The organism is Bradyrhizobium sp. RT6a (assembly GCF_040547675.1).
Lineage (GTDB): Bacteria > Pseudomonadota > Alphaproteobacteria > Rhizobiales > Xanthobacteraceae > Bradyrhizobium.
This window is the reverse complement of sequence record NZ_JBEPQC010000004.1, coordinates 416,874-430,415: the sequence shown is the minus strand read 5'-3', so window position 1 is coordinate 430,415 and position 13,542 is coordinate 416,874. Positions and strand designations below refer to the sequence as shown.

Here is a 13,542-nt window from a genome sequence, read left to right as displayed (position 1 = left end):
AGCTCCCGGCTGCGAGATAGCGGCGTTGCGAAAGCGCCTCAGTAGAGCGTGCGGATCGGCTGGTCGGCGGCGCCATAGGGCACCCAGCGGCAGGAGAACGAGATGTAGCCGCCCTCATAGGCCTGCACCGCCAGGAATTTGGCGACCTTGCCGTAGCGCGCGCAGTGATCGACCGCGACCTGCCGCGCATCGGTCTGGGTTGCCATCGAATAGGCGATGATGCCGCCGGTGTCGTTGCCCTTGAACGGAGGCACCGGAAGCAGATCGGCGCGCGCCGACTGGCTCGCCATCATACCCAGGGCAAGAAGGCCCGCGGCCGCAATGATTCGCATTCCCGTCACTCCGATTGGTTGGCGGCAGTTTACGGTGCTAGCGCGGCGGTGGAAAGAACGGAAGGCCCCTCTAGTGCAGCATTGCGGTCAACTCGTCGGCAAGTGTTGCCGCGCTGCACTTGACCTCTCCCGGCCTTCGCGGCACCGTCCGACCCTCGCAGATCATGCTGTCTGGATCATCCATGCGCGCCTCGACCTTCCTGAAATCGCTCCGCTTCGCCGCCGTGCTCGGCCTCCTGTTCGGGGCGCTGTCGCTCGGCGAGGCCAGGGCCGCCAATCCGCTGGAGCTGAATTTCTGGCTGAGCGGGCCGCGCTATGACGGCAACGTCTCCGAATGCGACAGGGCGCTGCCGACGATCGCCAGCCAGTTCTGGGAGAAAGAAAGCTCGTTCTGGAATTCCTCGTTGAAGATCACCGGCTTCGCCGCGGTTCACGAGACCGCGTTCCGGCCCTGGGCATCCGACAACATCCCGCGCCGCTATTGCACCGGCGAGGCCATGCTCACGGACGGCAAGATGCGCAAGGTGCATTTCTCGATCGTCGAGGATGGCGGCTTCGCCGGCTACGGTCAGGGCGTCGAATGGTGCGTGGTCGGGCTCGACCGCAACTGGGCCTACAACCCGGCCTGCCGCGCCGCCAAGCAATAACTGAAAAAGTTCTGATCCGGACCGGTCCGGCGGCCGAACGACGGTCGCCCGAATTTTGTTCTTGAAATGTTCCTGTCGCCTGCTAGGCTGATCTGCACAGTCTAGTTGAGGGGCGTCGCCATGTTTCATTCCAGATTGCATTCCTTTTCCCGCCTGATGATCTCACTGACGCTTGCAGCCGGGTTGGCTGCATTGGCCGGTGGCGCCAAGGCCCAGGACAAGCGGCAGAACACGCCCGGCGAATTCGATTTTTATGTGCTGTCGCTGTCGTGGTCGCCCTCCTTCTGCGAAGAGGCGGCGGAGCGCGGCGGCCGTTCGCAGATCCAGTGCAGCGGACGGCCCTACGCTTTCGTGGTCCACGGTCTGTGGCCGCAATATGAGAACGGTTTTCCGGAATATTGCCAGCGGCCGTCGCCGCGGCTGAACCGCAGCATCGTCTCCTCCATGCTCGATCTGATGCCGGCGCCGGGGCTGATCTTCAACGAGTGGGACAAGCACGGCACCTGCTCGGGGCTGGCCGACCGCAGTTATTTCGAGACGATCCGGAAGGCGCGCGCCGCGATCAAGATTCCGGCCGAATATCTCGATTTGTCGCAGGCCAAGACCGTGGCGCCGGCGGAGGTGGAAGAGGCCTTCATCAAGGCCAACCCGGGCCTCAGCAATGCCGCCGTCTCGATCACCTGCAACCGGACGCGGCTATCGGAAGTCCGCATCTGCCTCAGCAAGGACCTTCAATTCCGCGCCTGCGAGGAGATCGACCGCCGCGCCTGCCGCCGCGACCAGGTGGCAATGCCGCCGATCAGGGGCGGGTAGCCCAGGCATCGTGCCTCTTTGCTCAAGCCGTCACGTGGCGTAGTGCTCTTGCATGAATTACCGCCACGCCTTTCACGCCGGAAGCTTCGCTGACGTCATCAAGCACATCGTGCTGGCGCGGATCATCACCTACCTCCAGGACAAGCCGGGAGCGTTCCGCGTCATCGACACCCATGCCGGCGCCGGCCTCTACGATCTCGAAAGCGACGAGGCGCGCCGCGGCGGCGAATGGCTGACGGGCATCGCGCGGCTGATGCAGGCGCGGCTGTCGAACGACGCCATGGCGCTGACCAAGCCCTATCTCGACATCGTCCGCGCCTTCAATCCGAAGGGCGAGCTCAAGGCCTATCCGGGCTCGCCGCTGATCGCGCGCGCCCTGATGCGGCCGCAGGACCGCCTCGTCGCCTGCGAACTCGAGCCGAAGGCGCGGAAAGCGCTGATCGGCGTGCTCCGCCACGACGAGCAGGCCCGCGTGGTCGACCTCGACGGCTGGATGGCGCTGCCGGCTTTCGTGCCGCCACAGGAACGGCGCGGGATCGTCCTGATCGACCCGCCGTTCGAGGCCAAGGACGAGTTCGACAAGCTCGGCGAGGCCTTCTCGGCGGCCTTCGCGAAATGGCCGACCGGTATCTATGTAATCTGGTATCCCGCCAAGAGCCGACGCGCCACCGACACGCTGGTGCAATCAGTGGCGCGGCTCGCAGCCGCCGCAAAGCCGCCGGGAAAATGCCTGCGGCTTGAATTCAGCGTAGCGCCGCAAGCCGACGGCGCAGCCCTCAGCTCCACCGGGCTCTTGATCGTCAATCCCCCTTACACATTGCACGGCGAGCTCAAGACGATCCTGCCGGAGCTGGAAATGCCGCTCGGCCAGGGTGGCGCTGCCAGATTCCGATTAGAGGTGCCGAGGCCGTAACACTCCGGCATCTTGGGAAAAATATGCAGGAGCGGTGGTCAATCTGCAGAGAACCGTATTATGCTGTTTCAGTGACTGGCTTTACGTTCCGCTTCCGCGAATGGTTGCGGCGGAGTGAAGGCCTAAGAAAGATCCAGTCGGACCGAATGGTCTGCCCAAGGATGGCCAGCTCCCGGGCTTCGTAAGGCCCGGTCATGTCGTGACGTGCGTCTGCGTCACGACGGAGGAGCAATGAGGGGGAGTTTCCCGATGGCCATGACGGGAACGGTCAAGTTTTTCAACGGTGAGCGCGGCTACGGATTCATCAAACCGGACGACGGGGGCCGCGACGTCTTCGTGCATATTACTGCTGTGGAGCGGGCCGGACTGAAGGACCTTGCCGAAGGACAGCGTATTACTTTCGAAGTCGAGCCGGACAAGAAGGGCAAGGGGCCGAAGGCGGTCGATTTGGTCATCTTGTCCTAGCGAGTCCGACGCGAAAACACCGGCGAAAAAAAATCCCGGCCGCGAGCGGCCGGGAGGCTGTAGTCCGGTATTTTCTTCTTTGGGTATCAGAAGTGATAGTTCACGCCTGCGCGCACAACGCTGGCGCTATAGCCGTTTGACACGCCTGTAATCGCGAACTGACTCGTCGACAGATCGATGTAGAGATATTCGAGCTTGGCGCTCCAGTTCGGCGCGAAGCCGACTTCCGCACCAGCACCAATGGTCCAACCGGCGCTGGTGTGCGACTCCGTCCAGCCGAACGTCTGTGCACGCAGCTCGCCGAATGCGAGGCCCGCCGTGCCGTAGAACAGCACGTTGCTGAAGGCGTAGCCGGCGCGGCCGCGCAGGGTGCCGAACCACGGATTGGAGAACTTCCACGGCGCGAAAGTGTCGTCGGCACCGGCGGCCTGGATGTCGCCCTCGACGCCGAACACCCAAGGACCGTTCTGGAAATTGTAGCCGGCCTGAACGCCGCCGACGAAGCCCGACGGTTTTGCGGGATTGTTGTTCACCGAGCCCCATTCGTAGCCGAGATTGGCACCGAGATACGGACCGGCCCAGCTATAGGCGTTGAGCGGCTGATTGACCGTGTAGGGCGCACGCTGCCCGTAATTGAGATCGGCGGCCTCTGCCGAAGCCGTCCAGCCGACTGCAGCCAACGCGGCTGCGCCCACAACGAGCCCCTTCATCACACACTCCAACGCAACTGTCCCAACCGGTGCGATGCCCGCGCCGCCGCGCGAGGCAAAACCGCATGGTGACGGAACCACGACTTTTTCGCGTAAGATTTATCGAGAGTTTTAAGTTAAAGGCCTGTTAAGTCGGGTTACCGCGCTGTTAACAGGCTTAAGTAAGCGTTACCGGGAACTGCGCCGCCATCCTGTGCGTGCCGCACGGCCGGAACTTCAAATCGGCACCCGCAGCGCCTAAATTCGCACCATGGTTCACGATTCCACCGACAATCCGGACGACGCACGCGTACGCAAACCCGTGCGCGGCAACGCGCCCGATGTCCCGCCCCAGGAAACGGAAGCGGCGCCGCCGGACCTCGATCCCGCCACCGCAAGCGGCGACGACGAGGACGACGCACGGCTGCCGGACATCCTGGAAGAGAGCGGCACGGTCGGCGAAGAGCCACTGGCGACCGGCCACGAGGCGATCGAACGCGCGGTCCGCCTCGCCCCCACCTCGCCCGGCGTCTATCGCATGCTCAACGCCAGTGCCGACGTGCTCTATGTCGGCAAGGCCAAGAACGTCAAAAAGCGCCTGTCGAACTATGCGCGCCAGAGTGCGCCGCAGCCGGCGCGCATCCTGCGCATGATCGCCGCCACGGTTACGGTGGAAATCATCTCGACCCACACCGAGACCGAGGCGCTGCTGCTGGAGGCCAACCTCATCAAGCAGCTTCGGCCGCGCTTCAACGTGCAGCTGCGCGACGACAAGTCGTTTCCCTACATCCTGATTACGGGCGATCATTGGGCGCCGCAGATCCTGAAGCATCGCGGCGCGCAGATGCGGCCCGGTCGCTATTTCGGCCCGTTCGCCTCCGCGGGCGCCGTCAACCGCACCATCACCGCACTTCAGCGCGCGTTTCTGATCCGCTCCTGCACGGATTCCTTCTTCGAGAGCCGTTCGCGGCCCTGTCTGCTCTACCAGATCCGCCGTTGCGCCGGTCCCTGCACCCGCGAGATCGATTTCCCCGGCTACACGACCCTGGTGCGCGAGGCGAGCGACTTCCTGTCCGGCAAGAGTCATGCGGTGAAACAGGAGCTTGCTAGCGAGATGGAGAAGGCCTCCGGCGAGCTCGAATTCGAGAGCGCCGCGCTCTACCGCGACCGCCTCGCTGCGTTGTCCGCGATCCAGTCGCAGCAGGGGATCAATCCGCGCACGGTGGAAGAAGCCGACGTGTTCGCCATCCACCAGGAGGGCGGCTTCTCCTGCGTCGAGGTGTTCTTCTTCCGCACCGGGCAGAACTGGGGCAACCGCGCCTATTTCCCGCGCGCGGAGAAGACCTATACGCCGGAAGAGGTGCTCGGCTCCTTCCTCGCCCAGTTCTACGACGACAAGCCGCCGCCGAGGAATATCCTGCTCTCGCACGAGATCGAGGAGAGCGAGCTGCTCGCCAACGCGCTGTCGATCAAGGCCGGCCGCAAGGTCGAGGTTTCCATGCCGAAGCGCGGCGAGAAGAAGGAGCTCGTCACCCACGCGCTCACCAACGCGCGCGAGGCCCTGGGCCGCAAGCTCGCGGACACCGCGACGCAGAGCCGGCTGCTGGACGCCATGGCCACGACCCTGAGCCTGCCACATGCGCCGAAGCGGATTGAAGTCTACGACAACAGCCACATCCAGGGCACCAACGCAGTCGGCGCCATGATCGTTGCCGGCCCGGACGGTTTTGTGAAAAACCAGTACCGCAAGTTCAACATCAAGTCGGAAGGGATCACGCCGGGCGACGACTTCGCCATGATGCGCGAAGTGCTGGAGCGCCGCTTCAAGCGCCTGATCAACCCGCCCGAAGAGGGCGCGGCCAAAACCAAGGACGACGACTTCCCGCAATGGCCCGATCTCGTGATCATCGACGGCGGCCGCGGCCAGCTCAACGCGGTCCGGGAAATCTTTGCAAACCTCGGCCTGACCCAGGTGGCGCTGATGTCCGTGGCCAAGGGGCCGGACCGGGATGCCGGCCGCGAGACCCTGTTCATGCCGGAGCGCGAGGCGATCAAGCTGGAGCCGCGCGACCCCGTGCTCTATTTCATCCAGCGGCTGCGGGACGAGGCGCACCGCTTCGTCATCGGTTCGCACCGCAAGCTGCGCAAGAAGGACATCCGCGAGGCCGGCTTGCAGGAGATTCCGGGCATCGGTCCGTCACGCAAACGTGCCTTGCTGCACCATTTCGGAACCCTGAAGGAGATCGAACGGGCCTCGATCACCGATCTCGGCAAGGTTCCGGGGGTGAGCGCCGAGAGCGCTCGCAGGATTTTCGAGTATTTCCATCCCCAGCCGGGGTGAAATAAAGGGGGGCCGCGGTCATATGGTCGTCGCATCCCGCACCCCATTTGGGGAGCGGAACGGTTGACCTTCAGGCTGCAGCGGTATTGGTAGGACGGATGAACATCGCCACGACACGAGGGACGACCAGCCGCGCGATGTCCCTCCCGAACATCCTGACCTACGGCCGGATCGCCGCGATCCCGGTCGTGGTCGGGTGCATCTATGCACAGTCGATCATGGACGGCCCGCTGTGGCTGCGCTGGGTCGCGGTCGCCATTTTCATCGCGGCTGCGGTCACCGACTACCTCGACGGCTATTACGCGCGGATCTGGAATCAGCAATCGGCGTTCGGCCGCATGCTCGATCCGATCGCCGACAAGCTTCTGGTCGCCTCGTGCCTGCTGATGCTGGCCGCCGACGGCATCATTCACGGCTGGTCGCTGTGGGCCGCCATCGTCATCCTGTGCCGCGAGATCCTGGTCTCGGGCCTGCGCGAATATCTTGCCGCGCTGCGCGTCAGCGTGCCCGTAACCAAGCTTGCGAAGTGGAAGACGACGGTTCAGCTCATCGCCATCGGCTTCCTGCTGGCTGGTCCGGCCGGCGATGAGGTGGTGCCCATGGTCTCGATGATCGGACTGGCGCTGCTCTGGGCCTCGGCGATTCTCACAATGTACACCGGCTACGACTATTTCGGCGCCGGCATCCATCACCTCATCAAGGAGGATGAGGGATGAAAGTGAAGTACTTCGCCTGGGTGCGCGAACGCGTCGGCAAGGCCGAGGAGACGATCGAGCCGCCCGCGACCGTGCGCACCGTGGAAGAGCTGATCGCCTGGCTGTCCGGCCAAAGCGAAGCCTACGCCCACGCGTTCGAGAAGCCGAAGGTGATCCGTACCGCGATCGACCATGCCCACGTCAAGTCGGACGCCACGATCGCGGGCGCTCGCGAGATCGCGTTCTTCCCGCCGATGACCGGCGGCTAGACCATGCCCGGCACCACCTGCCCCGTCACCATCCGTATCCAGCAGGACGATTTCGACATCGCGCGCGAGATCGCGGTGCTGACCGGGAGCCGCACCGACATCGGTGCGGTCGTGAGCTTTTCCGGCATCTGCCGCAGCGACGAGGACAGCGCGAAGATCGCCGCGCTCTCGCTCGAGCATTATCCTGGCATGGCCGAGGAAGAGATCAGGCGCCATGCCGACGAGGCCACCTCGCGCTGGCCTCTCAACGGCGTCACGGTGATCCATCGCGTCGGCCGGTTCATGCCCGGTCAGAACATCGTGCTGGTGCTGACCGCCTCGCAGCACCGCCAGGCAGCGTTCCAGGCAGCCGAGTTCCTGATGGATTATCTCAAGACCAACGCGCCGTTCTGGAAGAAGGAAGAGAGCGCCTCCGGCACCGGCTGGGTCGAGGCCCAGGCCCGCGACGATGATGCCGCCGCACGCTGGACCCGATCCTGATGGCAGCAACATCCAAAAAGACCGTGCGCGGCCGCGCCGCGCCAAAGCTCGCGAAAGTGGGCCGCGGCGAGCTTCTCACGCTGATCGATTTCGTCCGCTATGCGGTGAGCCGCTTCAATGAGGCCAAGCTCGCCTTTGCCCATGGCACGCCCGATCCGGTCGCGGAAGCGGCCTTCCTGGTCTGTGAAGCCCTGCATCTGCACCCCGAGCAGTTCGAGATTTTTGCCAACGCGCGCGTCACGGCCGCCGAGGGCAGGACGATCATCGATCTCGTCCATCGGCGCGTCACCACGCGCAAACCGGCCGCTTATCTCGTCAACAAGATCTACATGCGCGGCCTGCCGTTCTATGTCGATGAGCGCGTCATCGTTCCGCGTTCCTTCATCGGTGAGCTCTTGGAGTCGCATTTCGGCGGCGACGGCGAAGCCGGCTCGCTGATCGACGACCCCACCGCGGTCGAGCGGGTGCTCGATCTCTGCGCGGGATCGGGATGCCTCGCGATCCTCGCCGCGCAGCATTTTCCGAACGCCACGATCGACGCCGTCGATATTTCGAAGGGCGCGATCGACGTCGCCAGACGGAATGTCGGCGAATACGGGCTCGACGACCGGATCAACCTGCATCGCGGCGACCTGTTCGCCCCGCTCGGTGACATCAAATACGACCTGATCATCACCAACCCGCCTTATGTCGACGCTGAAGGCATGGCTGCGTTGCCGCCGGAGTGCCGGGCCGAGCCGAAGCTCGCCTTTGACGGCGGCGCCGACGGTCTCGACGTGGTGCGCCGGATCCTGCGCGACGCGCCTGACCACCTGACGCCGGATGGTGGGCTGATCTGCGAGATCGGCCGGGGCCGCGAACTCGTCGACGAGGCCTTTCCCGAACTGCCGCTGCTCTGGCTCGACACCGAGGACTCCGAGGGCGAAGTGTTCTGGATCGCGGCAGCCGATCTCGGTTGATCCATCACGGCGGTCCGACCTCGTTCGGAACAAGTCAAATACCGCCACGTTCATCCCCCGACGAATTTTCTCGCACTCGGAGGATAACCACATGCTTGCGCCATCGGGCGAATTGCTGCGCGCTGGCGTCGCGCTCAAGCTCAACCATCTCAAGCGCGCCGCCCAATCCTATGCCCGTGACCGGAGCAATCAGGCCACAGGGCGCATGACCTCGTACGCGACTGCGGCCGGACTGCTCGCGGTTGCGGGCTTGTTCGTCGTCGCAGCCTTCTTCGTCGGCCTGATCGCGCTGTACCGCTGGGTTGCAATCCATTACGGGCAATTCTGGGGGTTCGGCGCCGTTGGCGGCGTGCTCCTGATCCTGGCCGCCGCCTGCGCCGGCGTGGCCATGGCCCAGATGAAGCGCAAGACCAAGCCAATCGTGCCGCTCGCCAGCCGCCTGCGCGTGGCGATCGCCACCCCGCGCATCCCGCGCGGAACGGTGAAACAGGCGGTGAAAGAGGTCGCGACGACAATTCCCCTGGCGCCGCTCGCGCCGGGCGAACGAGGACATGAACCAGGACATGGCGGCAGCACGTGGCCGGCTCGGTCCAACCGCCCCGTGCAACTTGGGCTGATGCTCGCAGCCGTTGGGCTGGTCGGCCTCACGGCCGCGCGCCGGCGGCGTCACGGCCACGGAGCGGAGACCTGAAATGCCTATACGGCGCGCCGAACAATTTGACAGCTGGCTGTTGGTGGCAGCCACGACCGTGTTCGTGCTCACCGCGGAACGGTATTTCCAGGATTCCGGCATGGTCCGGGCGGGACCTCCGCACGACCACCGCAAAGGCGAGGCGAATTCGCCGGAAACGAGCCCGGTGGGTGCAGCCTCGCAGCCCGGCCGCGGCCGCCGCGCGAAAAGCCCGTTCGCGATCCCTTGGGCGGGCTGGAAGGACGTCTTCTGGCGCACCTATCAGCGCGTCGACGACGATCGCCTGCTCGCGACCGCCGGCGGCGTCGTCTTTTTCGGGCTGCTCGCGATCTTTCCCGCCATCACGGCTCTGGTTTCGTTCTATGGCCTCTTCGCCGACCCCTCGACGATCAGTTCCAACCTGCAATCGCTCGCGATGATGCTGCCCGAAGGCGCGTTCCAGATCGTCGAGGACCAGGTGGCGCGCGTCGTGTCGAACGGCGGCGCGACCCTTGGTTTCACTTTCCTGTTTGGCCTCGTGCTCGCCATCTGGAGCGCCAATGCCGGCGTCAAGGCCATCTTCGACGCCATCAACGTCGCCTATGAAGAGCGTGAAAAGCGCAGCTTCATCCGGCTGAACTCAGTCTCACTGGCTTTCACAGTCGGTGGCATCGTTGCCCTGCTGCTGATGGTGGGCGCCGTCGTTGCCTTCCCGCTCGCGCTCAATCACCTCGGCATGGCGCCCGAGAGCAAGACGATCGTGGCGCTGGCGCGATGGCCGGTGCTGTTGGTCATTCTCCTTGCCGCGCTGGCCGTCCTCTACCGCTTCGCGCCCAGCCGCGACGCCCCACGCTGGCAATGGCTGAGCGTCGGAGCGGTGGCGGCCGCGATCCTCTGGATCGCCGGCTCGGCGCTGCTGTCCTGGTATCTCTCGGAATTCGCCAATTACAATGCGACCTACGGCTCGCTCGGCGCTGCGATCGGCTTGATGATGTGGATGTGGATGTCGGCCATCGTCGTCATGTTCGGGGCCGAGCTGAATTCGGAGATCGAACGGCAGACCCTGCGCGACACGACCACCGGGGCGCCCAAGCCGCTTGGCACCCGCCAGGCGGTCTCGGCCGACACGGTCGGCGCTGCGGCGCCATCCTGACTCCGAGATCGGGCCGCTATCCCCTCGAATCAACAATGATGTTAAGCTCATGCCGCTTGGGGGAGCATGCGGCGTGACGGGTTCGATACGCCACCCGTGTTTTCCCGGTCAGGCAGTCAGCTCTTGAGGCGTAACGCGCGGCATGATTCGTATTTCGACGATCTTCATCGCCATCTGCATGGTTCTGGTCGCCGCCTCGCTCGGGCTCGTGCTCTACGCAGTCGCCGGCATCAGCGGAACCGAATCCGCGATCGTGGCACTGACGGTGCTGACCTTCCTGATCCTCTACAATGCAGTGTCGATGCGACTGCGCGACCGCAGCGACGTCGGCGGCCAGATCACCGATCTTTCGCGCGGCACCGCCGACCTCGCCCGCCAGGTCGCCGAGTTCGGCCGCCGGCTTGCCACGGTCGAAGCACGCATCGCCTCCTCCAATTCGACCAACTCCGACCGCATTCAGTCGGTGGTCGGCGAGATCAACGAGCTCGGCGGGTTGGTCAGGCAGCTCGCCACCACCGTGTCGGCCCATGAGGATCTGATGGCCGGCAACGCGCCGGTGCCGGCCCCCGCTCCGGTCGCAAGGCAGGAGCCGGAGGCGCCGCTCGACCTGATGGCTCCATTCGAGGAGGAGCGGCCGGCTGCTCCTCCCCCGGTTCCCGCGCCGCCGCCGTTGCGGCCGGCACCACCGGCGATCCAGACCCAGACCGCCAATCCGGTTCAGACCGCAAACGGCCGCAACCAGACCCAATTGCTGGCGACGCTCCGCAACGCGATCGACGAGAACCGCATCGACATCTTCCTCCAGCCAATGGTGACGCTGCCGCAGCGCAAGGTCCGCTTCTACGAGGCCGTGACGCGCCTGCGCGACGAGCGCGACCAGCTGGTCGCGGCCGAGGAGTTCATCAGCATCGCGGAGGCCTCCGGCCTGATCGGGCGCATCGACAACATGGTGATGCTGCGCTGCGTGCAGGTGCTGCGACGCCTGATGGTACGCAACAAGGAGGTCGGCGTGTTCTGCAACGTCGCGGCTTCCACGCTCGGCAATTCCACGACCTTCGCGCAATACCTCGATTTCCTCGAAGCCAACCGGGCGCTGGCGCCCTCGCTGGTGCTGGAATTCAAACAATCGACCTTCCGCAATCTCGGCCCGGCCGAGACCGAGAATCTCGCCGCGCTCGCCCAGCGCGGCTTCCGTTTCTCGATCGACCATGTCACCGATTTGCGTATCGAACCGCGCGAGCTCGCCGATCGCGGCGTGCGCTTCATCAAGGTGCCGGCCTCGCTCCTGCTCGACCCCAGGCAGGCTTCGGCCTCGGACATCCACCCTTCCGACCTCTCCGACCTGCTCGGCCGCTTCGGCATCGACCTGATCGCCGAGCGGATCGAGGGCGAGCGCGCCGTGATCGACCTGCTCGACTATGACGTGCGGTTCGGCCAGGGGTTCCTGTTCGCGCCGCCCCGGCCATTGCGGCCGGAGGGGTCATCTGCTACCGCCGCGCCGAACCAGGCACAGGACACCCAGGCATCCAATGGCTCCGGCACCCCCAGCTCAAACGCAGCGTCGACTGCGTCTGCGCCACAGCGCGTCACCGGCAACGCCGCACTCGCGCGCCGGATCTGATCGGCCGCACGCATCATGACCACGCTGCATTTCGCCGAAAGCCTGCGTGAACTCGTGGCGGGCGTGGACGTCGTGCTCAGCGACATCTGGGGCGTGGTCCATAACGGCCTCGAATCCTTCCCCGAAGCCTGCGAGGCGCTGCACACCTATCGTAGCCGCGGCGGTACGGTCATCCTGATCACCAACGCGCCGCGCCCGGCAGACTCGGTGCAGCGGCAATTGCGCAAGCTCGGCGTCGCCGACGAGACCTACGACGCGATCGTGTCTTCAGGCGACCTGACGCGGCTCTATGTCGCCGACCATCCCGGCCGCAAGATGTTCTGGCTCGGCCCCGAGCGCGACAACTCGATCTACCGCGGCCTCGATGCGGTGACCGCGCCGCTGGAGCAGGCAGATTACATCGTCTGCACCGGCCTCTATGACGACGAGACCGAAACGGCGGAAGACTATCGCGGCATGATGCTGAAGGCGCGCGAGCGCAAGCTGACGCTGGTTTGTGCCAACCCGGACATCGTGGTGGAACGCGGCGACCGGCTGATCTATTGCGCCGGCGCGATCGCGGAGCTCTATCGCGAGCTCGGCGGCGAGGTGATCTTCTACGGCAAGCCGCACCGGCCGATCTACGAGCGCGCGATGGCGCTCGCCGGCGAACGCCAGGGCCACCAGATCGACCGCAAAAAGGTGCTCGCGATTGGCGATTCCGTCCGGACCGACCTCACCGGCGCGCGCGAGTTCGGGATCGATTGCCTGTTCGTGACCCGCGGCATCCATGCCGAGGAGTTCGAGGGTCTCGACCAGCTCGACCCGGCTTCGGTGCTGGAATTGTTCGGCCATCCGCCGAAGGCGCTGATGCGCGAACTAAAGTGGTGATGGCTACGGCTTGAAGCGCCGCCTACCTAGACCAATTGCGAAGCCCCCGGACGCCGTCATGGCCGGGCATAGTCGGCCGTAGGACGGCGTCGCTCCCGCTCGCCTACGCCCCGGCCATCCACGCCTTCTTTGCAGCTCCACGAACGTGGATGCCCGGGACAAGCCCGGGCATGACGATCCCAATGATGGATTATTATCCGGCCAAGCGCGCCTTACGCGCTTGCCATGTCCGGGAAGACCGCCTCGATCTTGGTCTTCAGCGTTGCCGCGTTGAACGGCTTGACGATGTAGTTGTTCACGCCGGCCTTCTTGGCCGCGATCACGTTCTCGGTCTTCGATTCGGCCGTGATCATGATGAAGGGCGTGGTGGCGAGGTTCGGATCCGCGCGCACTTCGCGCAGCAGGTCGTAACCCGTCATCGGCTCCATGTTCCAGTCGGAAATCACGAGCCCGTACTTCTTGCCGCGCATCTTGTTCAGCGCTGCCGAACCGTCGGTTGCATCATCGATATTCTCGAAGCCAAGCTGCTTCAGGAGGTTCCTGATGATACGGATCATGGTGCTGTAGTCGTCAACCACCAGAACCGACATCGACAAATCAACCGCCATCTCGACTCCCCCAACGC

At 64.8% G+C, this 13,542-nt stretch carries 16 protein-coding genes; 13 read left to right on the top strand and 3 right to left on the bottom strand.

Features of this window, described 5'->3' with window-relative positions; all coding sequences use genetic code 11:
* Window positions 1-38 precede the first annotated feature (38 nt).
* On the bottom strand, window positions 39-332 hold the full coding sequence (locus ABIC03_RS23825) for a hypothetical protein (RefSeq protein WP_354061547.1): 294 nt from the start codon (window positions 330-332) through the stop codon (window positions 39-41).
* Window positions 333-514: 182 nt separating this feature from the next.
* Here ABIC03_RS23825 and ABIC03_RS23820 point away from each other — a divergent pair, with 182 nt between their 5' ends.
* From ABIC03_RS23820 to ABIC03_RS23805, 4 genes are all read left to right on the top strand, one after another.
* Window positions 515-979, top strand: a complete 465-nt coding sequence (locus ABIC03_RS23820) for a hypothetical protein (protein WP_027565385.1) — start codon at window positions 515-517, stop codon at window positions 977-979.
* Between the two features lie 120 nt (window positions 980-1,099).
* Window positions 1,100-1,792: a ribonuclease T2 family protein gene (locus ABIC03_RS23815; RefSeq protein ID WP_247284454.1), complete on the top strand. Its 693-nt coding sequence runs from the start codon at window positions 1,100-1,102 to the stop codon at window positions 1,790-1,792.
* Between the two features lie 52 nt (window positions 1,793-1,844).
* Window positions 1,845-2,705, top strand: a complete 861-nt coding sequence (locus ABIC03_RS23810) for a 23S rRNA (adenine(2030)-N(6))-methyltransferase RlmJ (RefSeq protein WP_354061544.1) — start codon at window positions 1,845-1,847, stop codon at window positions 2,703-2,705.
* A gap of 249 nt (window positions 2,706-2,954) precedes the next feature.
* Window positions 2,955-3,170: a cold-shock protein gene (locus ABIC03_RS23805; protein ID WP_092029496.1), complete on the top strand. Its 216-nt coding sequence runs from the start codon at window positions 2,955-2,957 to the stop codon at window positions 3,168-3,170.
* A gap of 86 nt (window positions 3,171-3,256) precedes the next feature.
* Here ABIC03_RS23805 and ABIC03_RS23800 read toward each other — a convergent pair whose 3' ends face one another.
* Entirely contained in the window at window positions 3,257-3,880 is a 624-nt protein-coding gene (locus tag ABIC03_RS23800; RefSeq protein WP_275172436.1) for an outer membrane protein, read from the bottom strand.
* Between the two features lie 250 nt (window positions 3,881-4,130).
* Between ABIC03_RS23800 and uvrC the strand changes: the two genes are divergently transcribed.
* From uvrC to ABIC03_RS23755, 9 genes are all read left to right on the top strand, one after another.
* Window positions 4,131-6,200 carry an excinuclease ABC subunit UvrC gene (gene uvrC / locus ABIC03_RS23795; RefSeq protein WP_354061541.1) on the top strand — a complete coding sequence of 690 codons (2,070 nt, stop codon included), beginning with the start codon at window positions 4,131-4,133 and terminating at the stop codon, window positions 6,198-6,200.
* Window positions 6,201-6,298: 98 nt separating this feature from the next.
* Entirely contained in the window at window positions 6,299-6,916 is a 618-nt protein-coding gene (pgsA, locus tag ABIC03_RS23790) for a CDP-diacylglycerol--glycerol-3-phosphate 3-phosphatidyltransferase (RefSeq protein ID WP_007596859.1), read from the top strand.
* Entirely contained in the window at window positions 6,913-7,164 is a 252-nt protein-coding gene (moaD, locus tag ABIC03_RS23785; RefSeq protein ID WP_354061539.1) for a molybdopterin converting factor subunit 1, read from the top strand. Before pgsA ends, moaD begins: the two co-directional genes overlap by 4 nt.
* 3 nt (window positions 7,165-7,167) lie before the next feature.
* Window positions 7,168-7,644, top strand: a complete 477-nt coding sequence (locus ABIC03_RS23780; protein WP_354061537.1) for a molybdenum cofactor biosynthesis protein MoaE — start codon at window positions 7,168-7,170, stop codon at window positions 7,642-7,644.
* The gene (gene prmB / locus ABIC03_RS23775) at window positions 7,644-8,603 is read left to right on the top strand and encodes a 50S ribosomal protein L3 N(5)-glutamine methyltransferase (protein WP_354061535.1); all 960 of its coding nucleotides are present in this window, start codon (window positions 7,644-7,646) and stop codon (window positions 8,601-8,603) included. The genes ABIC03_RS23780 and prmB overlap by 1 nt, the downstream gene beginning before the upstream one ends.
* A 91-nt stretch (window positions 8,604-8,694) precedes the next feature.
* Window positions 8,695-9,294 (top strand): phage holin family protein, encoded by a 600-nt coding sequence (locus ABIC03_RS23770; protein WP_354061533.1) that lies wholly within the window; start codon window positions 8,695-8,697, stop codon window positions 9,292-9,294.
* A gap of 1 nt (window position 9,295) precedes the next feature.
* On the top strand, window positions 9,296-10,426 hold the full coding sequence (locus ABIC03_RS23765) for a YihY/virulence factor BrkB family protein (protein WP_354061531.1): 1,131 nt from the start codon (window positions 9,296-9,298) through the stop codon (window positions 10,424-10,426).
* Between the two features lie 142 nt (window positions 10,427-10,568).
* Window positions 10,569-12,047, top strand: coding sequence for an EAL domain-containing protein (locus tag ABIC03_RS23760; protein ID WP_354061529.1), 1,479 nt, complete (start codon window positions 10,569-10,571; stop codon window positions 12,045-12,047).
* Between the two features lie 15 nt (window positions 12,048-12,062).
* Window positions 12,063-12,917, top strand: a complete 855-nt coding sequence (locus tag ABIC03_RS23755; RefSeq protein WP_354061527.1) for a TIGR01459 family HAD-type hydrolase — start codon at window positions 12,063-12,065, stop codon at window positions 12,915-12,917.
* Window positions 12,918-13,129: 212 nt separating this feature from the next.
* Here the strand turns inward: ABIC03_RS23755 and ABIC03_RS23750 are convergent, their stop codons facing one another.
* Window positions 13,130-13,525: a response regulator gene (locus ABIC03_RS23750; RefSeq protein WP_354061525.1), complete on the bottom strand. Its 396-nt coding sequence runs from the start codon at window positions 13,523-13,525 to the stop codon at window positions 13,130-13,132.
* Window positions 13,526-13,542: the final 17 nt, after the last annotated feature.